The sequence below is a fragment of the Mycobacterium sp. PSTR-4-N genome (genome assembly GCF_022348085.1).
Taxonomy (GTDB): Bacteria; Actinomycetota; Actinomycetes; order Mycobacteriales; family Mycobacteriaceae; genus Mycobacterium.
This window is the reverse complement of the sequence record NZ_JAKRFN010000014.1, coordinates 14,472-36,669: the sequence shown is the minus strand read 5'-3', so window position 1 is coordinate 36,669 and position 22,198 is coordinate 14,472. Positions and strand designations below refer to the sequence as shown.

The following is a 22,198-nucleotide window of genomic DNA, read 5'->3' as shown; positions in this document are numbered from 1 at the left end:
GTCAGAGATCCAGCAGTGCGGTCGCCGGCGCCTCGATCGACGACCGCAGCTCGGACAGGAACGCGCCCACCTGCGCGCCGTCGGCGACGCGATGATCGAATGCACATGTCAGGCGCATCGTCGAGCGCGCCACCACCTCCCCGTCGACCACCACGGCGCGCGGCCGCAGCGATCCCACGCCGAGGATCGCAGCTTCGGGATGGTTGATCACCGGCACCCCGTCGTCGAGCCCCAGCGCCCCGAAGTTCGACACCGTGAACGTCGACCCCTGCATCTGCGACGGCGTGAGTGTGCCGTCCCGCGCGGCGGCGACGAGACCCGCGACCTCGTCGCCGAGCTGGCGGGCGGTCCGGTTCTGGGCATCCGGCACCACCGGGACCAGCAGCCCGCGCGGCGCTGCCACCGCGACGCCGAGGTGGATCGCCGAATGGGTGTGGATGCGTGGCCCGTCGACAGTGTCCAGCCAGGTGGCGTTGAGCTCCGGATGTCTGAGCAGCGCCGCCACCGTGAGTCGAAGCACCAACACGAACGGTGTCACCGACGTCGCGCCGACGGATCTGCAGTGGTCGCGTAACCGCAGCAGCTCGGTGCCGTCGACGTCGACCGACGCGTTCGCATCCGGGATCTCGCTGCGCGACAGAGCCATTCGGCGCGCCATCGCCAACCGCACGCCGGTCACCGGCGCGTCAGCCGTCGGTTCGGCAGCCGCGAGCACATCGGCTCTCGTGACGATGCCCTCCGGTCCAGAGCCGTCGATGCGGCCCAGGTCCACGTCGAGGTCGGCGGCCAGCTTGCGCACCGGCGGCTTGGCGCGGACGCGCCGACGGCTGCCGTCGAGCGCGGCATCGGTGCCATAGCCCACCAGCACGGGCGTGCGCTGCGGCTCGCTCCCGGTCGTCTCGATGCGGACGAGCAGGGAGCCGACCGGCAACGTCTGCCCCTCGGCACCGCCGAGTTCGACGACGCGCCCGGCGTATGGGCTGGGGATCTCCACCTCGGCCTTGTTGGTCTCGACGGTGCACAGCGTCTGGTTCAGCGTCACCTCGTCGCCGACGGCGACGACCCAACGGGTGATGGTGGCGTCCTCCAGCCCCTCACCCAGGTCGGGTACGAGGAAGTCGCGCGACGCGCTCATGGCCGGCTCATCGCGTCGTCGATACAGTCCAACAGCCGGTCGACGCCGGGCAGCCACAGTCGTTCCAGCCGGGCCGGTGGATACGGTGTGTCGAAGCCGGTGGCGCGCAGCACGGGCGCCTCCAATTCGTAAAAGCACTCCTCGGAGATCCGGGCCGCCAACTCGGCACCGAAACCCAGTGTGCGCGAACCCTCGTGCATGACCACCGCGCGACCGGTCCTGCGCACCGACGCCGCGACGGTGTCCATGTCGAGCGGGTTCAGCGTCCGTAGATCCACGACTTCGACGCCCGCGGAACAGGTGTCGGCCGCGTTGAGTGCGGTCGCGACCAGCGGTCCGTAGGTGATGACGGTGACGTCCTCGCCTGGCCGCCGGATCACCGCGCGCCCCAGGGGTTCGGCCGGGTTGCGGGTGTCGACGGGTTCGCGGGCCCAGTACCGGCGTTTGGGTTCGAGGAAGATCACCGGATCGCGTTCGGCGATGGAGTACCTCAGCAACCAGTACGCGTCCGATGGCGTGGCGGGGACCACGACTTTCAACCCCGCTGTGTGCAGCCAGTAGGTCTCGGTGGATTCCGAATGATGCTCCACCGCACCGATTCCGCCGAACGACGGGATGCGGATGGTCACCGGCATGTCGATGTCGCCATGGGTACGCATCCGGTACTTCGCGAGGTGGCTGACGATCTGGTCGAACGCGGGCGCGGCGAAACCGTCGAACTGGATCTCCGGAACCGGGACGAATCCGCGGATCGCCATGCCGATCGCAATGCCGACGATCGCGGACTCGGCGAGTGGGGTGTCGAAGCACCGGCCGTCACCGAACTTCTGGGCCAACCCGTCGGTGACGCGGAAGACACCGCCCAGCGTCGCGACGTCCTCCCCGAAGACCAGCACCCGATCGTCGGCGAGCATCGCATCCGAGAGCGCGCGGTTGATGGCCTGGGCCATCGACAACGCCTCCACCTCCGGTACGTCGTCGTCGAACCCGAAGGGCCGCTCGATCAACTGGGTCATGTCAGACCTCCTCGAGTGCGTCGGCGGCCAGTTCTGCGCTCAGCGCGTCGCGCTGGCGGACCAGGTCGGGTGTGATCCGGTGGTAGACGGTGTCGAACACCTCTCGGATGTCGGCGTCCGGTTCGCTCAGCACTGCCTCGCGCAGCTCGCTGCGCATCCGCTGCACCCGGTGCGCGACACGGTCTTCCAGCCGCTGGGACCACACGTCCTCGCGCTCGAGATAGGTGCGATACCGGGCGATGGGATCCCGTGCGCGCCAGCGATCCACCTCGTCGTCGTCGCGGTAGCGGGTCGGATCGTCGGAGGTGGTGTGCGGCCCCATCCGGTAGGTCACCGCCTCGATCAACGTCGGTCCGTCACCGGCACGGGCACGTACGGCGGCCTCACTCATCACCGCGAAGCACGCGAGGACGTCGTTGCCGTCCACGCGCACCCCGGGCATGCCGTAGCCGTCGGCGCGCGAGGCGATCGACGCCGCGGCCATCTGCCGTTGCACCGGCACCGAGATCGCCCACTGGTTGTTCTGCACGAAGAACACACACGGCGCCCGGTACACCGCCGCGAGGTTGAGCGCTTCGTGCACATCGCCCTCGCTGGTGGCGCCGTCGCCGAGGAACGCGACGGTCACGCTGTCCTCTCCGAGCCGTTGCGCCGCCATCGCGGCACCGACGGCGTGCAGGCCCTGCGTGCCGATCGGAATCGAGATCGGGGCGCAGCACTTGTCGGTGAACCCGACGCCGCCGTGCCACCGGCCACGCCACAGCGCGCCGATCTGCGGTGGCGAGATCCCCCGAACCAGGAACGCGCCGAGTTCGCGGTACTGCGGGAACAGCCAGTCGGTCTTGCGCAGGCAGGCCGTCGCGCCCACCTGCGCGGCTTCCTGCCCGCGGCACGACGCGTAGAGCGCCAGCTCGCCTTGGCGCTGCAGGTTCACGAACTCGGTGTCGAGCTCCCGGGTGACGACCATCGACTCATAGAGCCAGGCCAGGGTCTCGGGAGGCAGCTGTCTTCGGTATCGGGTGTCCGACGTGGGTGCGCCGTCGGGCGCGACGAGCACAATCGGGTCGACAACACCGGCCATACCGCCTCCTAGGGTCACTGCCGGCGGATCGCGCCGTCAGTCGACTGAGGTGCTCAGCACAGGGGCGGTCGGTGCTGACCTCTGGTGGGAGGTCTGTCCGTCAGCTGCCGGGGTGGGGCGCCAACGCGACGATGCGCTCCGCCCGCCGAAGTACTGGGGCATCCACCATGATGCCACCGAAAGCGAAGACGCCCCGTTGTGTTCGGGCCGTGTCGAGCACGCGGCGCGCCCAGTCGATCTGCTCCTCCGTCGGCGAGTAGGCCGCCCGGATGACTGCGACCTGCGTCGGATGGATGGCGACCTTGGCGTCGAACCCGACTGCGACCGCGTCATCGCTCTCCTCGCGCAGCCCGTCGAGGTCTCTGATGTCGAGGTAGACCGAGTCCAGCGCGAGACGGCCATGGGCCTTGGCGGCGAGGAGACTCTGTGACCGGACATGGCGGGCGACGTCGCGATAGGTGCCGTCGGGCCAGCGGTTGGCGGTTCCGCCGGTCGCCGCGAACAGGTCCTCGGCACCCCACATCACGGCACAGGTGTTGTCGACGCGGGCGAGCTCGACCACGGCCAGCGCACCCAGTGGCGTCTCGACGAGCACGACGACGTCGCGGGGCGCCAATGAGGCCACCTGATCGGCGGTTTCGGTCTTGGCCAGCATGACGGTGCTGTAGTCGGTCGACGCGAGCGCCTCGAGATCCCCTGCATGATCCGGCGTTCCGGCCGGATTGACCCGCACGACGGTGCGCGCCGGGTCCAGGGGTGTCGCGATCAACGCGGCGCGGGCGGCCTCTCGGTCCTTGGCGGCCACCCCGTCTTCGAGATCGAGGATCACGACATCAGCTGCAGCCGCGGCTTTTCCGAAGCGTTCCGGCCGATCGGCCGGGCAGAACAGCCAGCCCGGGCCGCGCGCGTCGAGCATCATGTCTCCCCGTCAGGACGCTTGCGCACCATGGTCTTCCGCGACGCCGTGGCGACGACGTCGCCGTGTTGGTTGCGGCCGGTGTGGGCGAACGTCACGATCCCCTCACCGGGACGGCTCTTGGACTCCCGCTTGTCGGTGACCTCGGTCTCTGCGTACAGGGTGTCCCCGTGGAACAGCGGCTTGGGGAAGGCGACGTCGGCGAAGCCGAGGTTGCCGACGATCGTGCCCTGCGTCAGTTGCGCCACCGACAGACCGACCAGCGTCGACAGCGTGAACATCGAGTTGACCAGCCGCTGATGGAAGGGCGGCAGCGCGTCGGAGAACGCGGCGTCGAGGTGCAGCGCCTGCGTGTTCATGGTCAGCGTGGTGAACAGGACGTTGTCGGCCTCGGTAATCGTGCGGCCCGGGCGATGCTGGTACAGCACGCCGGTCTCGAACTCCTCGAACCACAGACCGCGCTGCACGATCACCCGGGTCACAGGCCGAGCTCCCGACCGATCAGCATCAGCTGCACTTCCGTTGTGCCCTCGCCGATCTCGAGGATCTTGCTGTCGCGGTAGTGCCGCGCCACGGCGTACTCGTTCATGAAGCCGTAGCCGCCGAAGATCTGGGTGGCGTCGCGGGCGTTGTCCATCGCCGCCTCGCTGGCCACCAGCTTCGCGACCGCGGCGGCCTTCTTGAACGGCTTGCCCGACAGCATCAGCGCGGCCGCGTCGTAGTACGCCGCCCGCGCGGTGTGCGCCCGCGCCTCCATCCGCGCGATCTTGAACGCGATGGCTTGGTTGGTGCCGATCGCGCGGCCGAAGGCATGCCGTTCCTTGGAGTAGGTCACGCATTCGTCGACGCAGCCCTGGGCGGCGCCCACCGACAGCGCCGCGATGGCGATACGCCCCTCGTCGAGGATGCGCAGGAAGTTGGCGTAGCCGCGGCCGCGCTCGCCGAGCAGGTTCTCGTGCGGCACCCGCACGTCGTCGAAGCTCAAGGGGTGCGTGTCCGAGGCGTTCCAGCCCACCTTGTTGTAGGCGGGTTCGGCGGTGAAGCCGGGCGTGGGCACGGGCACCAGGATGGAACTGATCTCCTTTTTGCCGTCGACCTCACCGGTGACCGCGGTGACGGTGACGAGCCTGGTGATGTCGGTACCCGAGTTCGTGATGAACTGCTTGCTGCCGTTGATCACCCAGTGTCCGTCGTCGAGGCGCGCGGTGGTCCTGGTGGCGCCGGCATCGCTACCCCCGCCCGCCTCGGTCAAGCCGAACGCGCCCAAGGCCTTTCCCGACGCCAGCAGCGGCAGCCACTCCTGTTTCTGCTCCTCGGTGCCGAACCGGTGCACCGGCATCGCGCCGAGCGAGACCCCGGCCTCCAACGTGATCGCCACACTCTGGTCGACCTTGCCGAGTTCCTCGAGCGCGAGGCACAGCGCGAAGTAGTCGCCCCCCATGCCGCCGTACTCCTCGGGGAACGGCAGCCCGAACAGGCCCATGTCGGCCATGCCGGCGACCACCTCGTAGGGGAACGAGTGCTCCGCGTCGTGCTTGGCGGCGACGGGCGCGACCACATGCTGTGCGAAGTCGCGGACGGTCTTCGCCAGCTGCGCGTAGTCGTCGGGCAGTGTTCCGGTCGAGAGGAAGTCGGTCATCGCGGTTGCTCCTTGGTCGCCGTGATCCGGGCCAGTACCTGGCCCACTTTCACCTGTTCGCCCGCGCTGACGAGGAGTTCGGCGACTCCGTCGACCGGTGCGGTGAGGGTGTGTTCCATTTTCATCGCTTCGACGGTGACGACGACGGTGCCCGCAGTCACCGTGGCGCCGTCGTCGACGCCGATCGCCACGACCGCGCCGGGCATCGGGCTGGCCAGTTCGGCGTCCCCGCTGTGTTCGTCGTCGGGTCGCACCGGCGCTTCTCGGACCTCCTCGACCACGCTGACCCTCCCCTCGGCGGCCAGCCACATCGCGTCGCCGGTGTCGGCCACCAGGTACTCGACGCGCACGCCGTCGATCGTGACAGCGAGCCTCTGCCCCTCCAGATCGGCACGCAGCGAACGAGTGTCGCCTCCCTCGACGGCGGCCGTGGCCGCCTCGGGTGTGCCGGTGAGGTAGACGTGCTCGGTGCGCTCCCCCGCGCGCAGGCGGACCGACACCGGCGCGCGACCGGCGATGCGCCACCCCGAGGGCACCTCCCACGGGCTGGCCGGCTGGGCCGGCCAATCCCTGCGCCACCGGTAGGCGGCGGCGGCGATCAGATCGTCCTCGCGCGCCGGCGACGGCGTGAAGTCCGGGAGTCGCCGGTCGAGCAACCCGGTGTCCAGGCGCCCTGCGGTCACGTCGGCGTCGGCCAGCAGGAAGCGCAGGAAGTCGATGTTGGTGGTCACCCCCAGGACCACGGTGTCGGCGAGCGCAGCGTCCAGCGACCTCAGCGCGCCCGCCCGGTCCTGTGCGTGGGCGATCACCTTGGCCAGCATCGGGTCGTAGTCACTGCCGACCACGGTGCCCTCGGCCAGGCCCGAGTCCACCCGCACGCCGGTCCCCTCCGGTTCGCGCAACGCCGCCACGGTGCCCCCGGTGGGCAGGAAGCCGCGAGCCGGGTCCTCCGCATAGACCCGCGCTTCCACCGCGTGACCGTGCATCGAGATGTCGTCCTGGGCGACGGGCAATTTCTCTCCCGCGGCGATGCGCACCTGCAGTTCGACCAGGTCCAGTCCCGTCACCATCTCGGTCACCGGATGCTCCACCTGCAACCGGGTGTTCATCTCCATGAAGAAGAACTCGTCGGGCCGATCGGCGGAGACGATGAACTCCACGGTGCCCGCACCGGTGTAGTCCACGCTGCGGGCGGTGTCGCACGCGGCCGCGCCGATACGCGCCCGCGTCGTCGCATCCAGCAGCGGCGAGGGCGCCTCCTCGATCACCTTCTGGTGCCGGCGCTGCAGGCTGCACTCGCGTTCACCCAGATGCACCACGCCGCCGTGGGTGTCGGCGAGCACCTGCACTTCGATGTGACGGGGGTTGAGCACGAAACGTTCCAGGAACAGGGTGTCGTCGCCGAACGCCGAGGCCGCCTCCCGGCGTGCACTCGTGAGCGCACCCGGTAGCTCGTGCGCGTCATGCACCACGCGCATGCCCTTGCCGCCGCCACCAGCCGACGGCTTCACCAGGACGGGAAAGCCGATCTGCGGGGCGGCGTCGATGAGATCCTCATCGGTCAGACCGGGCCGCGAGATTCCCGGCACCACCGGAACTCTGGCCGCCGACACCGTCGCCTTCGCCGAGATCTTGTCGCCCATGGTGGCGATCGCCGCGGTCGGCGGGCCGATGAACGTGATCCCGGCGGCATCGAGCGCGCGGGCGAAGGCCGCGTTCTCCGAGAGGAACCCGTATCCCGGGTGGACCGCCTGGGCGCCGGTGCGCTGCGCCGCCGACAGCAGCGCGTCGATCGACAGATAGCTCTGGCGGGCCGGCGCCGGGCCGAGACGGACCGCGACATCTGCCTCGGCGACGTGCCGGGCGCCGGCATCGGCGTCGCTGAACACCGCGACCGAACGGATCCCCATCGTCCGCAGCGTCCGGATGACGCGGACCGCGATCTCACCGCGGTTGGCCACCATCACCGTATCGAACATCGTCACATCCTGAAGACGCCGTAGGAGACCGGATGCAGCGGCGCCTGGGCGGCGACGGAGAGAGCCAGTCCGACAATTGTTCTGGTGTCGGCGGGGTCGATGACACCGTCGTCCCAGAGCCGGGCGGTCGAGTAGTACGGATTGCCCTGCGCCTCGTACTGGGCGCGGATCGGCGCCTTGAACGCTTCTTCTTCGTCGGCGGTCATGTCACCGCGGACGGTGGCGAGCACTGCGGCGGCCTGCTCACCGCCCATCACCGAGATCCTGGCATTCGGCCACATCCACAGGAAGCGAGGCGAATACGCGCGTCCGCACATCGAGTAGTTGCCGGCGCCGTAGGACCCGCCGATGACCACGGTCAGCTTCGGCACCCTCGCGCAGGCCACGGCGGTGACCATCTTCGCGCCGTGTTTGGCGATGCCGCCGGCCTCGTAGTCGCGGCCGACCATGAAGCCGGAGATGTTCTGCAAGAACAGCAGCGGGATGACGCGCTGATCGCACAGTTCGATGAAATGCGCTCCCTTGACCGCGGATTCACCGAACAGCACGCCGTTGTTGGCGACGATGCCGACGGGGTGGCCGTGGATGCGGGCGAAGCCGGTGACCAGCGTGGTGCCGTAATTCGCTTTAAACTCGTCGAATTCGCCCCCGTCGACGATCCGGGTGATGACCTCGTGCACGTCGTAGGGCACCCGGGAATCGACGGGCACGACGTCGTAGAGCTCGGTCTGATCGACCACCGCGTCCACGGCGGGCGCCATCTGCCACGGGATCTCGATCTTGGGAGGTAGCGTGCCGACGATGCGGCGGACGATGCGCAGTGCATCGCGGTCGTCATGGGCCAAGTGATCGACCACCCCGGACACCTTGGCGTGCAGGTCACCACCACCGAGGTCCTCCGCAGAGACGACCTCGCCGGTCGCGGCTTTCACCAGCGGTGGTCCCCCGAGGAATATGGTGCCCTGGTTGCGCACGATCACCGATTCATCGCTCATCGCGGGCACATACGCCCCGCCCGCGGTGCACGACCCCATGACCGCGGAGATCTGAGCAATCCCGTTGGCGCTCATGGTCGCCTGGTTGTAGAAGATGCGGCCGAAATGGTCGCGATCCGGAAACACCTCGTCCTGACGGGGCAGGAACGCCCCGCCGGAATCCACCAGGTACACGCACGGCAACCGGTTCTGCAGCGCGATCTCCTGCGCGCGCAGGTGCTTCTTGACCGTCACCGGATAGTAGGTGCCGCCTTTGACCGTCGCGTCGTTGGCGACGATCATGCACTCGCGCCCCGATACCCGACCGATGCCGGCGATCATGCCCGCACCCGGACACTCGTCGTCGTACATCCCGTCGGCGGCCAGCGCGGCGACCTCCAGAAAGGGGCTGCCGGAATCCAGCAAGCCGGTCACCCTGTCCCGGGGCAGCAACTTCCCCCGCTCGACATGGCGATCACGAGATCGCTGCGAACCGCCCAGAGCCGCGGCGGCCAACTTGGCACGCAGCTGCGCGACCAGTTCGACATGGTCGTCGCGATGTGATGTCCGCGTCGGCATCGCAGGACCCCGCCTCACGTCGAGTTAATGATGACTAACCGGTGGTATGTTAATCACAATTAACCAGCAGTGTCCATCACCGGATCGGCAGGATGCGTCATGACCACCACCGACGCCACGTCCCCGCGCAACCGCGCCAAGTCGGATCGGCGCAGCCAGTTGATCGCGGCGGCAGAACACCTCTTCGCCGAACACGGGTATCTGGCGGTCAGACTCGAAGACATCGGCGCCGCCGTGGGCGTCAGTGGACCCGCGATCTACCGCCACTTCCCCAACAAGGAATCGCTGTTGACCGAGCTGCTCGTCGGTATCAGCGCGCGGCTGCGGGCGGGGGCTTCCGAAGTCGCCGCCTCCACCGCAGACCCCGACGCGGCATTGGCGGCGCTCATCGATTTCCATCTCGACTTCGCGTTCGGCGAGCCGGACCTCATCCGCATCCAGGACCGCGATCTCAACAACCTGCCGGCGCCGGCCAAGCGTCAGGTGCGCCGCTCGCAACGCGAATACGTCGAGATCTGGGCCGGGGTGCTCCGGCGTCGCGAGTCGGGATTGTCGGAAGCATCAGCCCGGGTGATGGCACATGCCACGTTCGGCCTGCTGAACTCGACGGCCCACAGCATCAAACCGGGCAGCACGAAAGCGGCCGAGGCCTCGTCGCGGACCGTCCTGCGGGCAATGACGGTGGCGGCGCTGACCTCGGCCGAAATCCATTCCGCGTGAGCGTCAATACCAGGCTCGGCGACCGCCGACGGGGCGGCCGATCGAGCCGAGCACCCAGAACACCGCGCCGATCACGAGCAGGACGACGCCGATGTACAGGATGGTCGAGATGTTCAAGAACCAGCCCAGCAGCAGCAGGATCACGCCGAGAACGATCATGACTCCTCCAATCTCCGACGGGTCAGTCGCTACTGACTCGGTTGGGGCACATTGCAATCCGTGACTTTCGGATTCACACCCGCATAGTTGAGCGGTCCGGCGACGACCGTGAGCGCAATGCTTCCGGCAGTGGCACAGTTGGCCTCACCACCGGAGAAGTAATCGCGTTGGTATGCGGCGAACACCCCGATCAACAACCAGACGAGCACAATGACGCCGAGAATTCCTCGCATGTCCTGCCTCCTCCGTCATGGCACCCCAACGAGGCGCGCAGTCGGGTTTACCCGGCAGATAATTACGGTAAACACCGCAAGCCGGCTCGGTGGCACCTCAGCCGGCGAACGCGGCAGTCAGCCAGCTGGTCATGGCTTTCAGCAGTACTGCACGGTTTTCGCGTTTGTCGATCTCGTGTCCGTCATCGTCGAACAGCAGCAGCTCAGCGTGCTTGCCCTGCTCGACGAGCGTCTCGTACATCTGCTGGGACTCGCTGGGCGGGACGTTGGTGTCGTTGAGGCCGTGTACCAGGAGCAGCGGTGCCGTGATCGCCTCCGCGCGGGGCAGCGGTGAAAGCTGCTCGAGCAGATCCTGATCGCTGACCGGATGCCCGTATTTCGGGTAGGCGGCCGCAGCGATCCACTGCTCGGTGGTGCGGTACCAGTTGTTGAGGTCGCTCATCCCGCAGATGCTGATGCCTGCGGCGAACGCGTCGGGATGGAACGCCAACGCCGCCTGCGTGAGATATCCACCGTAGGACCAGCCGCAGCACGCGACGCACCCGCGGGGCGCGTAGGAGTTGTCGACCAGGAACCGCACCGCGTCGGCGACGTCGTCGATTGCGGCGAACCGCTTCTCCCGATCGTCGGCGTGCATGAACGACCGGCCGAAGCCGCCCGAGCCACGCACGTTCGGCAGGAACACACAGATGCCCGCTTCGAGCAGACCGGGGAAGAACTCGTTGTATCCCGGCCTGCCCTGTCCCTCGGGACCGCCGTGCAGGAACAGCATCGCGCCGATGGTCGCCACCCCGTCGGGCGGGCGGAACAGCCAGCCGGTGAACGCCAGACCGTCGCGCGCGGTGACGGTCTCCAGCGTCGGGTCGGCCGACACCGGACCGCGGCTGGGTTCGCGATCGACCGTCTCCCACTCGCGGGTGCGCGGGTCGACGAGCTCGACGGTCGGTGGCATGGACGGCCCCTCGACCGTCAGCGCCAGCATCGATCCGCCGGCGCTGATCGACAGCTCACTGGCCACCATGCCGGGCAGCGGAATCGGGTCGTAGAGCGTGTAGTCGGCGTACTCGAGGATCTGTAACTCGCTGGCGCCGTGCCGGTTCCACAACATCGCGACGGTGGACAGGTCGTCGCTGACGGTGAATTCGTCGAGTTCACACCCCGGCCGCTCGGCGACGATGTGGTAGGCGACGCCGTCGGCGGTGACCGTCACCTCGAGCAGCCGCGCGTGCTCGGTGCCGTTCTCACTGCGGATCAGCGCGCGCACGTACCCTTCGGTGCTGTTGACGTCGTAGTCGCGCGCCGGGTGGTAGAGCTTGGTCTGTTCGCCCTCGGGTCCGTACCGCAGCCGGCGCGGGCTGTGATCGTCGAGGATGATGCCGGTGTCCGTGGTCGAGCCGGGATCGAACGGCAGCAGGCCGGTCTCGGTGAGGCCACGCAGCATGATGAGGTCGCGGTAGCCACGCGGCCCCACGCGCACCAGGGACGCGCCGCACCATGCGTCGACCAGGCGGCCCGCGGAGCGCCGATCGAGCACGATCGTCGAGCCGTCGGCCGGATCGATCAGGCACGAGCTGCCCACGCCGTCCTCACCGGTGAGGATGGCCGCGACCCGCGTGCCGTCCCAGCTGATGAGTTCGGCGGTGCCCTCGACCTCCGACGGCCAGTGGTCGATGCGACGCGCCGCGCGATCGTCGGGATCGGTTGTGACAACCCAGATCTGGCTGCGGGTGCCACCGACGGGTGAGACCTGGCACGCCAGCCAGTGGCCGTCGGCCGAGTGCAGGACACGGGTGACGGGCCCGTCGACGGGCAGTTCCACATCGCGCGACGAGCTGGCCCGCCAGCCCCGGAGGAACCGCTGCACCGCGCGCGGGTATCCCCCGTCGTCGACCAGATGGGCGAACGCGGTGGCGTCGGGGGACATCGACGCCCCGTAGACCCGGCGAACCTGCTGTGCCACGGTGCTCGATTCTCACACGGTCCGCGGGCGACGGCGCCTCGGGCCGCCGCGGCGCCGCCACAGGTACCCTGCAGCCATGAGGTGGGTATGACGGATTCCCCCGACGGACGTCGCGATGAGCCGACGCAAGCCTTCGGCGGCGGCTACCCCACCTATCCCGGTTACTCCGACCCCGCCTACGCCGGGCAGGCCTACCCGCCGCCCGCCGGCTACCGCCCCACCGAGCAGCTGCCGCCGTATTCGCCCTACGGGTACGACCCGTACGGCACCGGCCAGTATCCGCCCGGCCCCGCGTACGGCAGTGGTCCCGCTGCCTACGGCGGTGAGCCGCCGCCCCCGCCGGAGGACCCCAAGCCGCCGCGGTGGCTGTGGGTCGTCGCGGGACTGGCCGTCCTCACGATCATCGGCCTGGTCATCGCCCTGGTGATCGTCAACAGCTCACGACAGCAGACCGTGATGGCACCCGCACCGGTCGCGCCGGAACCGACCGTCACGTCGAGCCGGCCGACGCCGACGACGACGTCACGCCCGCCGCTCACCTCGGTCCTGCCGCTGCCCACGGCGCCGTCGGCACCCATCACCACCCCGGAGCAGACGACCACACCCGGCGCGACCGACACGGTCGTCTACACCGTGTCGGGCACCGGGCGCGTCATCAACATCACCTACGTCGACACCGGCGGCCTGCTCCAGACCGAGTTCAACGTGATGTTGCCGTGGACCCGCGAGGTCTCGCTGCCCCAGCCCGCGGAGCGCTCGGCCAGCGTCAGCATCATCAACGTGGGCCGGGAGGTGACGTGCTCGATCACCGTCAACGGCACGGAGGTCCAGCAGCGCGAAGGCGCCGGTCTGACCGTCTGCGCGGCGGGTCGGCGCTAAACGGCGACGTGCCTGCCCGGCACGCGCACGCACGCGAACGCGACCAGACCCATGACGAGCACGACCAGCAGACCGCCCAGTCCGGCGCGGTCGCTGTCGAAGACGTCGATGAACACCGAGAACAGCCACGGCGCCAGGAACGTCGCCGCCCGCCCCGCGGTGGCGTAGAGGCCGAACGTGATGCCCTCCTTGCCGTGCATGGCCATCCGCATCATCAGCGTGCGCGCTGAGGCCAGCACCGGCCCGATGAACAGGCACAGCGACAGCCCGAGGATCCAGAAAGCGACGGCGCCGGACAGCGCCATCAACGTGATCCCGACAGCGATCATCGTCACCAGGGACGCGACGATGACCCTTTTGGCGCCCAGCCGGTCATGGGCGTACCCGCCGATGACGGAACCGACGGCGGCGATCACGCAGGCCGCGATGCCGAACAGCAGCACATCGGCCGACGAGATGCCGTACACCTGGACGCCCAACACGGCACCGAAGGTGAACACGCCGGCCAGACCGTCGCGGAACAACGCGCTGGCGCCCAGGTAGTAGATGACGTTGCGGTCGCGGCGCCACTCGGCGCGGACCTCCTGCCAGATTTGACGGTAGGCGCCGACGAAGCCCACCCGCTGCGGCAACACACCCGTGCCCGCGGGGCCGCGCAGCAACAGCGGCAGCGCGAAGAGCGCGAACCAGACCGCCACCAAAAGCATTGCCGCACGCACGTTCTGACCGTCGGCGGCGGGCAGGCTCAGCAGCCCGCGGGTGTCGCCGGTGCCGGAGATGAAGCCGACGTAGACGATGACCAGCACCACCACACTGCCGACGAAGCCCGCGCCCAACCCCATTCCGGACACCCGGCCCGCGGTCTGCGGGGTGGACAGCTCGCGCAGCATCGCGTTGTAGGGCACCGTGGACAGCTCGCTCAGCGCTGCGGTGGCGGCCAGCATCACCAAGCCCGGCAGCAGGAAACGGTGGTCGTCGCGGATCAGACTCATCGACGCGACGAGCACCACCATCGCCCCGGTGAGCAGCGCGAGCGCCCGGCGCCGCCGCCCCGGCGCGTCCACCCATACCCCGGTGACCGGCGCGAAGAGCGCCACCGTCAGTCCGGCGATCGCCAGCGCCCGGCCCAGCCAGCTCGCCGGACTGGCGTCACCCGGGAGATCGTCGCCCACCGCGTTGGTCAAATACACCGAGAACACGAATGTCACCACGATCGCGTTGACGGGGGTGGCGCCGAAATCCCACAGCACCCAGGCTGCGACGCGGGATCGCACCGGACCGGCGACAGGAGCCTGGACCGGAGGCGACTCGCTCATGGACGCCCACGATATAGTCAGCGCCCATGCCCGTCCCCGGACCCAGTGCGCAGGCGCGCGCGGTCGTCACCGGCGCGTCCCAGAACATCGGCGAGGCGCTGGCCGTCGAGCTCGCGGCCCGCGGCCACCACCTGATCATCACCGCCCGCCGCGGCGAGGTGCTCGAGGCGCTCGCCGAACGCATCCGCAGCCAGTACGGCGTCACCGTCGAGGTGCGCGCGGTCGACCTGGCCGACCCGGCCGGCCGCGCCGAGTTGTGCACCGAGCTGGCAGAGCGCGAGATATCGATCCTGTGCGCCAACGCCGGGACCGCGACGTTCGGGCCCGTGGTGACGCTGGACCCGGCAGAGGAACGCAAACAGGTGCAGCTCAACGTGCTCGGGGTGCACGACCTGGTGCTCGCCGTGCTGCCCGGCATGGTGGCGCGGCGGGCCGGCGGCATCCTGATCTCCGGCTCCGCGGCGGGCAACTCCCCCATCCCGAACAACGCCACCTACGCGGCGACGAAGGCGTTCGCCAACACCTTCAGTGAATCGCTGCGCGGTGAGGTGAAATCGGCCGGCGTGCACGTCACCGTGCTGGCGCCCGGGCCGGTGCGCACCGAACTGCCCGATCCCGACGAGCAGTCGCTGGTCGAGCGGCTGATCCCCGACTTCTTGTGGATCGACACCGAGTACACCGCGAAGGTGTCGCTCGACGGGCTGGACCGCAACAAGATGCGCGTCGTTCCCGGCATCACGTCGAAGGCGATGTCGGCGGCCAGCGGCTACGCACCGCGCGCGATCGTCGCGCCGATCGTGGGCGCGGTGTACAAGAAGCTCGGCGGCGACTGACTGCGCCTGACTACCGCCGCCGGCGGCGGCGTCCGGTGCCGAAGATGCTGCGGGTGATCTCGCGGCCGATCACCGTCCCGGCCGAGCGCATGGCGCTCTTGAACGCCGGACTGTCCATCACGGTGTCGAGGAAACCTGGCTCGCGCGGCTGCACCGGTTCCGGCATCGGCGGCAGATCCCACGGCTGCGGCAGCGGAATCTGTTGCGGGACAGGCTGTTCCGCGGGCGACGAGGCCGCAGGCGGGGCGAGCTTGGCCGCCAGCCTCTCGTAGGCCGACTCCCGGTCGACAGTCTGGCCGTATTCGGCCTGCAGTGGGCTCGCAGCCGCCGCGGCTCGAATCGCGTCGGGTCCGATCGTGTCCATCAGCGAACGCGGTGCACGCACTCGGGTCCAGGCCACCGGCGTCGGCACCCCGGTCTCCGACAGCACCGTCACGATCGCCTCACCGATGCCCAGCGATGTCAACGCGGACTGCAAGTCGTAGACGTCGGTCTTCGGGTAAGTCCGCACCGTCTTGTTCAGCGCCTTCTCGTCGTCCGGGGTGAACGCGCGCAGCGCGTGCTGGATGCGCGCACCGAGCTGGCTGAGCACGTCCTTGGGCACGTCGGTGGGCAGCTGGGTGCAGAAGAAGACGCCGACGCCCTTGGACCGGATGAGCTTGACGGTCTGCTCGACCTGCGTCAGGAACGCCTTCGACGCGTCGGCGAACAGCAGATGGGCTTCGTCGAAGACGAACACCAGCTTGGGTTTGTCGACATCGCCGACCTCGGGCAGCGTCGTGAACAGATCAGCCAGCACCCACATCAGGAACGTCGAGAACATCGCCGGGCGGGTGGCCTGCGCACCGAGCTCGAGCAGTGAGATCACCCCGCGACCGGAGGCGTCGACGCGCAGTAGATCCGCGGGCTCGAGCTCCGGTTCGCCGAAGAACGTGTCGCCGCCGTCGGCCTCGAGGTTGATGAGTGCGCGCAGGATCACGCCGGCGGTGGTCGTCGACACCGCGCCGAGCGCTTTGAGTTCGGGTTTGCCCTGCTCACTGGTCAGGTACTGGATCACCGAGCGAAGATCCTTGACGTCGAGCAGCGGCAGGCCCTGCTGATCCGCCCAGTGGAAGATCAGCCCCAGCGTCGACTCCTGAGTTTGGTTGAGGCCCAACACCTTCGACAGCAGGATCGGCCCGAAGCTGCTGATGGTGGCGCGCACCGGCACCCCGGAGCCCGACGTGCCCAAGGACAGGAACTCCACCGGGAAGGATGCCGGCATCCACGCATCCCCGGTGTCGGCGGCGCGCTGGGTGACCTTGTCGCCCCCGGCACCGGGACGAGACAGCCCGGACAGGTCGCCTTTCACGTCGGCCATCAGCACCGGCACGCCGGCTTCGGACAGCTGCTCGGCGAGCATCTGCAGCGTCTTGGTCTTGCCGGTGCCTGTGGCACCGGCGACCAGGCCGTGCCGATTGACCGTCGCCAGCGGGATGCGCACTCGCGCGGTCGGATCGCTGACGCCATCGACGACGACGGACCCGAGTTCGAGTGCGGGCCCCTCACCGGCGTAGCCCGCCGCGATCCGCTGCGCCGCGCTGCTCGACGACTCCGTCACCATGCGTCGCACCTTAGTGCGGTGTGAGGAATTAGGGTGGATCGCTGTGCGTGACGAATTGGTGTGGATCGACTGCGAGATGACCGGCCTGGACCTGGGGTCCGATCGACTCATCGAGATCGCCGTCTTGGTGACCGACTCGGAGCTCAACATCCTCGGCGACGGTATCGACGTGGTGATCCACGCCGAGGAGGACGCGCTCACGTCCATGGTCGACGTCGTCACGCAGATGCACACCAAGTCGGGGCTGATCGACGAGGTCCGGACGTCGACGATCGATCTCGCCACCGCCGAGACCATGGCGCTGGACTACATCCGCGAACACGTCAAACAGGCCAAGACGGCACCGCTGTGCGGCAACTCGATCGCCACCGATCGCGGCTTCCTGGCCCGCGACATGCCCAAGCTCGACGACTACCTGCATTACCGGATGATCGACGTGAGCTCGATCAAGGAACTGTGCCGCCGCTGGTATCCCCGCATCTACTTCGGCCAGCCGGAGAAAGGTCTGGCTCACCGCGCGCTCGCCGACATCCACGAATCGATCCGCGAGCTGAAGTACTACCGGCAAACCGCGTTCGTGCCGCCGCCCGGGCCCGCGACCAGCGAGATCGCGGCGATCGCGACCCAGTTGGGCCCCACATCGACAACTGATTCGGCTGACGGGGGTTCTACCGGCTAGTATCGACGACGCCGCGCGAGCGGCAATGGTGGCTGTAGTTCAGTTGGTAGAGCACCAGGTTGTGATCCTGGCTGTCGCGGGTTCGAGTCCCGTCAGCCACCCCGCAGGTCAGGGGCCCCTCATGGGGCCCCTGACGTGTTTCTCGGGCCGCCGGCTCTTCAGATCGCGACATGGAGCATCGTCACTGCGGACGCCGTCCCGCCCGGAAGGTTCGGTGGCGCGCGGTCTCGAGGCTCAGACCGGGTCGAAGTCCTCCCAGTGCTCGATCTCCAGACGGTCCCCTCGCACCCTCGGAGTCAGCGCCCCGGGCCCGGCGAAGTGCGCGGGGTAGACGGCCGCACCCTGCTGCGCCGCCCTCGCGAGTACGCGGGTGCGGCTGATCCGTGCCTGCTCGGCATCGATGTCGAACGCACACGAATCGTTGGTCCTGCTGATCTGAAGCGGAGTGTGCACCAGATCGCCGACGAACACGGCGCCGGCTCCGCTCTCGAGCCAGACCACCGACGAACCCGGGGTGTGACCGGGCGCGGGTTCCACCCGCACGGCGTCATCGATGCGGTGCTCGCCCCGCCAGGTCTGCAATTGTCCGGAGGCCGCGATCGGGGCAATGCTGTCCTCGAAGACCAACCGGATGCCCGCGAATCGCGCCCTCTCGTCCTCGGTGCGCGCGGGACGCATTCGTTCGGCGTTCTCCGGGCGGAAGTAGTCGTAATCGGCTTCGGGCACCACGAAGGTGGCGTTCGGGAACGTGGGCACCCACTGCGCGCCGACGAGTGTGGTGTTCCACCCCACGTGGTCGTAGTGGATGTGGGTGTTGATCACCACGTCGACGTCGGCGGGCTGCACCCCGAGGCCGGCGAGGCCGGCCAGGAAGTCCGTGTGCAGGTGGTCGAGAACAGGGGCCTGCGGGCGCTCGCGATCATTGCCGACCCCCGTGTCGATCAGGATCGTGCGACCGCCCGTGCGCAGCACCCAGGTTTGGATCGCGGCGCGGTAGGCGCGGGTCTGCGGAACCCAATGGTGCGGAGCCAGGTCGTCGGTCCACAGGTCAGCCGGGGTGTCGGGGAACATCTCCCCGACGGTCTTGAGCGGGCCCACCCATTCCAGCACCCGAGCGATCTCGACAGAACCGATCCTGACAACCATCACCGGGCTCCCTGTTCATCGAGCAGCGCCAACGGCCGCACGGGTGCACCCGTGGCGCCGAGCATGTTCAGCGGCGCACAGACGAACGCGAATTCGCGCTGTCCGCCGAGATTCTCGAGATTCATCACCTCGATCAGATGGATTCCGTGCTCGGCGAGCAAGATGCGATGAACCGGAAGCTCGGCGAGCCCGATCGCGGACGAGATGCGTTCCAGTGCAACGGTGTCGGCGCCGACAACGGCGACGCCTCGCTGGGCCAGCCACTCCGCACCCGCGGGGTCCAAACCCGGAACACCGGTTCGTCGCCCGACGTAGGCCTCGGAGTCAGGCCAGAGCTGCGCCCAACCGGTGCGCACCAGCACAGCGTCACCGGGCCCGATCGGCACATCGACCAGTTCGAGGTCGTCGGCCGACACGGCCTCCCCGGGTCCGAGCCGGTCGACGCCACGCAGAAGCGGCATGTCGACGAGAACAGCGCGGCGCACTGCCAGCGGGAACTCGTCGATCCCGCCGGCTGCATAACGACCGTCGACGACGTCGGTGCGCCGACCACCGAAGATCTTGCCGTCGACCGCAACGTGACACAACGCGTCGACGTGTGTTCCGACGTGGCCACCGGAGGTGAACATCTCGTGGGCGCCGGTCATCCCGTCCGGTCGCACGGCGTCGCCGTGGCGCAGCGTCAGTGCCGACCGAAATCCGGGGTGCGACGGTGACGATGGCGCACCGTTGAACAGCGGCTGACCCAGGTCGAGAACACGAACGGGGTTTTCGGCGAGGTGGTCGAGGAGTCGCATGTCAGTAAGCCTCGTCCAAGGCCCTGTGGCGTGTCTCGGGCAGGGTGAGCACCGTGGCGGCGGTGATCAGAAGAACGACCACCACATAGCCGTCGAAGGCAGACCGGCCGAAGTGCTGTCCGACCCCGCCCTGCAGGTAAGGGGCCGTTCCACCGAACAGCGCCACGGTGATCGAGTACGGGATGGCCATTCCGCTCGATCGGATGCCGGTGGGAAACAACTCGGCGTAGACGGCGGGCAGGATCGACACGCCGGCGGCCAGCGGCACCATGGCGATCAACAGAGCCGAGAACAATTGCCATGCCGAATCCTGCAGTAAATACTGCAACGGGAATTGTGCTGCGGCACTGCCCAATACGCTGATCAACAGCACCGGCTTACGGCCTATTCTGTCGGAGAGCGCACCCCACAGCGGCATGGCCGCCATGAATGCCAGTGCCGCCCCGATCGCCGCGGTCAGCGCCTGCGCGGACCCGATGTGCAAGGTGGTGATCGCATAAGACGGGGCCGCGATCACCCAGGCGTAGTAGACGACAGTGAAGCCGATGCTCAGTCCGACCACCTGCGCCACCTGCCGGCGGTGACCGAGTATCGCTCGGAAAAGCGTTGTTCGTTGCGGCTTTTCGTCATTCTTCCGGAAGACTTCCGGCTCGTCCATCACTCGCCTCATGTACGCCGTGATCAGACCGAACACTCCGCCGAGCAGGAACGGCACCCGCCAGCCCCATTCGTGCATCGCCGCGGTGGACAGTTGGGAGGTCAGCAGGAGCCCCACCGCGATCCCGATGGTGTTTCCGCTGACACTGGCGATGTAGATCAGGCTCGACCAGCGTCCGCGGCGCGGCGGTGGCGCGATCTCCGACAGGTACGTCTGCGCGGCGGGAAGTTCCCCGCCGCACGCCATCCCCTGGATCAGCCGAGTCGCCACCAGCACGATCGGCGCCCATAGGCCGATCGCGTGGTAGGACGGGGTCAGCCCGAGGACGAAGCTCGCCGCGGCCATGCATCCGACAGCGACCATCATCGCGAAGCGTCGCCCGCGGCGGTCGGCGAGCAACCCGAACACGATGCCGCCCAGGGGACGCGCACCGAATCCGACCGCGAACACCGCGAGGCTGGCGAGTACGGCAGTCGTGGGATCGCCCGCGGCGAAGAACTGGTCGGCGAAGAACGGCGCGAAGACCGCGTAGACACCCCAGTCGTACCACTCGATCGCGTGCCCCAGGCCGATGGCCGCGAGGTGGCGCTTCGGCGTGGGGTGGTCGGTGGTCTGCCGGTCAGCCGTTCTCGCGGTGGTCATGATGCTTCTCGCTTCGACGCGGATGAACAGAGCTGCAGCCGGCGGACCGCGAGTGAGGCCAGCAGGACCGCACCGTCGACGAGGACGCCGTCGTCGAAAAGGGCTGCGGGGCTGTGGTTGTAGGCGGCATTGTCGGCGCACATGCCGGCCGGCATGGCGCCGAGACTGAGGAAACAACCCGGCACGTGCGCCAGGATGCGGGAGAAGTCCTCGGAGCCGTTCTCGGGTCGAGACGATCGGTGCACCCGGGTGGGTCCGAACAGCTCGGTACCGATGTCGATCGCCAGATCGGCTTCGCCACGATCGTTGACCGTCGGCGGACGCATCGGCGTGAACGTGATGTCCGCTCGGACCCCATGCGCGGCGGCGACACCGTCGAGCACCCGGCGCGCGAGGGCGTGCACGCGCTCCTGCGCGGCGGTGGAGAGCGTTCGGATGTTGGCGACGAAGCGGGCCGATTCGGGAATCACGTTCGGCCGCTCACCGGCCTCCACCACACCGACGGTGACGACCGCCGGATCCTGATTGTCGAGGTCGCGTCCGGCGGCCCGCTGCAGTGCCAGGATCATCTCCGCGGTCGCCGGAACGGGGTCGTGGGCCAAGTGGGGTGCCGATGCGTGACCGCCGGCACCGACGACGCGGACCTCGAGCTGCGCGGAGGCAGCCAGCACGGCACCGGCGCGCGTGCGGACATGGCCTGCAGGCTGATTCGAGAACACGTGCAGTGCGTACGCCGCGGCGACCGGGACTCCCGCCGCCTCGAGAAGACCTTCGTCGAGCATTGCCTGCGCACCTTCCCAGCCCTCCTCCCCGGGCTGGAACATCAACACGACGTCGCCGTCGAGTTCATCGCGGCGCTCGCACAGCAGTTCTGCGGCCCCGACCAACATCGCGGTGTGCAGATCGTGGCCACACGCATGCATCGCACCGGGCACTTCCGATGCGTACGACAGGCCGGTGGCTTCCTGCACCGGCAACGCATCCATGTCTGCACGCAGCAGCACAGCGTGCGAGGCGCGTCGTCCCCGCACGATCGCGGTCACGGAGGTCAACGCATCACCGGTGCTGATCTCGACGGGGAGCCGGCCCAGCGCGTCGAGGACCTCGGCTTGGGTTCTCGGGAGCTGCAGGCCGATCTCAGGTCGGCGGTGCAGCCGTCGGCGCAGCGCGATCAGCCGGTCGCCGAGGTCGCCGCGTTGGAATGTGTGAGGCATGGGTCTACCGTGGGCCGCTGAGCACATACGGCGCCCAGAA

At 68.6% G+C, this 22,198-nt stretch carries 21 protein-coding genes and 1 tRNA gene; 5 read left to right on the top strand and 17 right to left on the bottom strand.

The genetic code is table 11. The annotated features are described in order from the left end of the window. Position 1 precedes the first annotated feature (1 nt). The 8 genes from MHN84_RS18435 to MHN84_RS18400 all read right to left on the bottom strand — a co-directional run bounded on the left by MHN84_RS18435 (position 2) and on the right by MHN84_RS18400 (position 9,319). Complete coding sequence (locus MHN84_RS18435) at positions 2 to 1,135, bottom strand: dihydrolipoamide acetyltransferase family protein (RefSeq protein ID WP_241205953.1); 1,134 nt, start codon at positions 1,133 to 1,135, stop codon at positions 2 to 4. Beyond that, entirely contained in the window at positions 1,132 to 2,151 is a 1,020-nt protein-coding gene (locus tag MHN84_RS18430) for an alpha-ketoacid dehydrogenase subunit beta (protein ID WP_241205952.1), read from the bottom strand. Before MHN84_RS18430 ends, MHN84_RS18435 begins: the two co-directional genes overlap by 4 nt. Position 2,152: 1 nt before the next feature. After that, the gene (gene pdhA, locus MHN84_RS18425; protein ID WP_241205951.1) at positions 2,153 to 3,232 is read right to left on the bottom strand and encodes a pyruvate dehydrogenase (acetyl-transferring) E1 component subunit alpha; all 1,080 of its coding nucleotides are present in this window, start codon (positions 3,230 to 3,232) and stop codon (positions 2,153 to 2,155) included. 100 nt (positions 3,233 to 3,332) lie between these two features. Next, on the bottom strand, positions 3,333 to 4,151 hold the full coding sequence (locus tag MHN84_RS18420) for a CoA ester lyase (RefSeq protein ID WP_241205950.1): 819 nt from the start codon (positions 4,149 to 4,151) through the stop codon (positions 3,333 to 3,335). Beyond that, positions 4,148 to 4,630 carry a MaoC family dehydratase gene (locus tag MHN84_RS18415; protein ID WP_241205949.1) on the bottom strand — a complete coding sequence of 161 codons (483 nt, stop codon included), beginning with the start codon at positions 4,628 to 4,630 and terminating at the stop codon, positions 4,148 to 4,150. The genes MHN84_RS18420 and MHN84_RS18415 overlap by 4 nt, the downstream gene beginning before the upstream one ends. Further along, positions 4,627 to 5,787, bottom strand: a complete 1,161-nt coding sequence (locus MHN84_RS18410; RefSeq protein WP_241205948.1) for an acyl-CoA dehydrogenase family protein — start codon at positions 5,785 to 5,787, stop codon at positions 4,627 to 4,629. Before MHN84_RS18410 ends, MHN84_RS18415 begins: the two co-directional genes overlap by 4 nt. Continuing rightward, positions 5,784 to 7,766, bottom strand: coding sequence for a biotin carboxylase N-terminal domain-containing protein (locus MHN84_RS18405; protein WP_241205947.1), 1,983 nt, complete (start codon positions 7,764 to 7,766; stop codon positions 5,784 to 5,786). Before MHN84_RS18405 ends, MHN84_RS18410 begins: the two co-directional genes overlap by 4 nt. 2 nt (positions 7,767 to 7,768) lie before the next feature. After that, positions 7,769 to 9,319, bottom strand: a complete 1,551-nt coding sequence (locus MHN84_RS18400; protein ID WP_241205946.1) for a carboxyl transferase domain-containing protein — start codon at positions 9,317 to 9,319, stop codon at positions 7,769 to 7,771. Positions 9,320 to 9,418: 99 nt separating this feature from the next. Between MHN84_RS18400 and MHN84_RS18395 the strand changes: the two genes are divergently transcribed. Continuing rightward, a complete protein-coding gene (locus MHN84_RS18395; protein ID WP_241205945.1) occupies positions 9,419 to 10,039 on the top strand; it encodes a TetR/AcrR family transcriptional regulator in 621 nt (206 codons plus the stop codon). Positions 10,040 to 10,042: 3 nt separating this feature from the next. On the opposite strand, the gene MHN84_RS18390 is transcribed toward MHN84_RS18395, so the two are convergent. The 3 genes from MHN84_RS18390 to MHN84_RS18380 all read right to left on the bottom strand — a co-directional run bounded on the left by MHN84_RS18390 (position 10,043) and on the right by MHN84_RS18380 (position 12,355). Next, positions 10,043 to 10,198, bottom strand: coding sequence for a DUF6131 family protein (locus tag MHN84_RS18390; protein ID WP_241205944.1), 156 nt, complete (start codon positions 10,196 to 10,198; stop codon positions 10,043 to 10,045). 29 nt (positions 10,199 to 10,227) lie between these two features. Beyond that, the gene (locus MHN84_RS18385; protein WP_011781249.1) at positions 10,228 to 10,431 is read right to left on the bottom strand and encodes a hypothetical protein; all 204 of its coding nucleotides are present in this window, start codon (positions 10,429 to 10,431) and stop codon (positions 10,228 to 10,230) included. A gap of 97 nt (positions 10,432 to 10,528) precedes the next feature. Next, positions 10,529 to 12,355, bottom strand: coding sequence for a S9 family peptidase (locus MHN84_RS18380; RefSeq protein ID WP_241206037.1), 1,827 nt, complete (start codon positions 12,353 to 12,355; stop codon positions 10,529 to 10,531). A gap of 123 nt (positions 12,356 to 12,478) precedes the next feature. Between MHN84_RS18380 and MHN84_RS18375 the strand changes: the two genes are divergently transcribed. After that, a complete protein-coding gene (locus MHN84_RS18375; protein WP_241205943.1) occupies positions 12,479 to 13,270 on the top strand; it encodes an MmpS family transport accessory protein in 792 nt (263 codons plus the stop codon). Here the strand turns inward: MHN84_RS18375 and MHN84_RS18370 are convergent. Then, positions 13,267 to 14,586, bottom strand: coding sequence for an MFS transporter (locus MHN84_RS18370; RefSeq protein WP_241205942.1), 1,320 nt, complete (start codon positions 14,584 to 14,586; stop codon positions 13,267 to 13,269). The two genes, MHN84_RS18375 and MHN84_RS18370, sit on opposite strands and share 4 nt — an antisense overlap. A gap of 26 nt (positions 14,587 to 14,612) precedes the next feature. Between MHN84_RS18370 and cmrA the strand changes: the two genes are divergently transcribed. Next, entirely contained in the window at positions 14,613 to 15,419 is an 807-nt protein-coding gene (gene cmrA / locus MHN84_RS18365) for a mycolate reductase (protein ID WP_241205941.1), read from the top strand. Between the two features lie 10 nt (positions 15,420 to 15,429). Here cmrA and MHN84_RS18360 read toward each other — a convergent pair whose 3' ends face one another. Next, the gene (locus MHN84_RS18360) at positions 15,430 to 17,022 is read right to left on the bottom strand and encodes a helicase HerA-like domain-containing protein (RefSeq protein WP_241205940.1); all 1,593 of its coding nucleotides are present in this window, start codon (positions 17,020 to 17,022) and stop codon (positions 15,430 to 15,432) included. 43 nt (positions 17,023 to 17,065) lie between these two features. Here MHN84_RS18360 and orn point away from each other — a divergent pair, with 43 nt between their 5' ends. Then, positions 17,066 to 17,701, top strand: a complete 636-nt coding sequence (gene orn, locus MHN84_RS18355) for an oligoribonuclease (protein WP_241205939.1) — start codon at positions 17,066 to 17,068, stop codon at positions 17,699 to 17,701. Between the two features lie 28 nt (positions 17,702 to 17,729). Beyond that, positions 17,730 to 17,802, top strand: a tRNA-His gene (locus MHN84_RS18350). A 133-nt stretch (positions 17,803 to 17,935) separates the two neighbouring features. On the opposite strand, the gene MHN84_RS18345 is transcribed toward MHN84_RS18350, so the two are convergent. Genes MHN84_RS18345 through MHN84_RS18330 form a run of 4 tightly spaced genes read right to left on the bottom strand, consistent with a single transcriptional unit; the run spans position 17,936 to position 22,158 of the window. Continuing rightward, positions 17,936 to 18,847 carry an MBL fold metallo-hydrolase gene (locus MHN84_RS18345; protein ID WP_241205938.1) on the bottom strand — a complete coding sequence of 304 codons (912 nt, stop codon included), beginning with the start codon at positions 18,845 to 18,847 and terminating at the stop codon, positions 17,936 to 17,938. Further along, positions 18,847 to 19,644, bottom strand: a complete 798-nt coding sequence (locus MHN84_RS18340) for a cyclase family protein (protein ID WP_241205937.1) — start codon at positions 19,642 to 19,644, stop codon at positions 18,847 to 18,849. The genes MHN84_RS18345 and MHN84_RS18340 overlap by 1 nt, the downstream gene beginning before the upstream one ends. 1 nt (position 19,645) lies before the next feature. Beyond that, a complete protein-coding gene (locus MHN84_RS18335) occupies positions 19,646 to 20,944 on the bottom strand; it encodes an MFS transporter (protein WP_241205936.1) in 1,299 nt (432 codons plus the stop codon). Further along, positions 20,941 to 22,158 (bottom strand): M20 family metallopeptidase, encoded by a 1,218-nt coding sequence (locus MHN84_RS18330; protein ID WP_241205935.1) that lies wholly within the window; start codon positions 22,156 to 22,158, stop codon positions 20,941 to 20,943. The genes MHN84_RS18335 and MHN84_RS18330 overlap by 4 nt, the downstream gene beginning before the upstream one ends. Positions 22,159 to 22,198 lie beyond the last annotated feature (40 nt).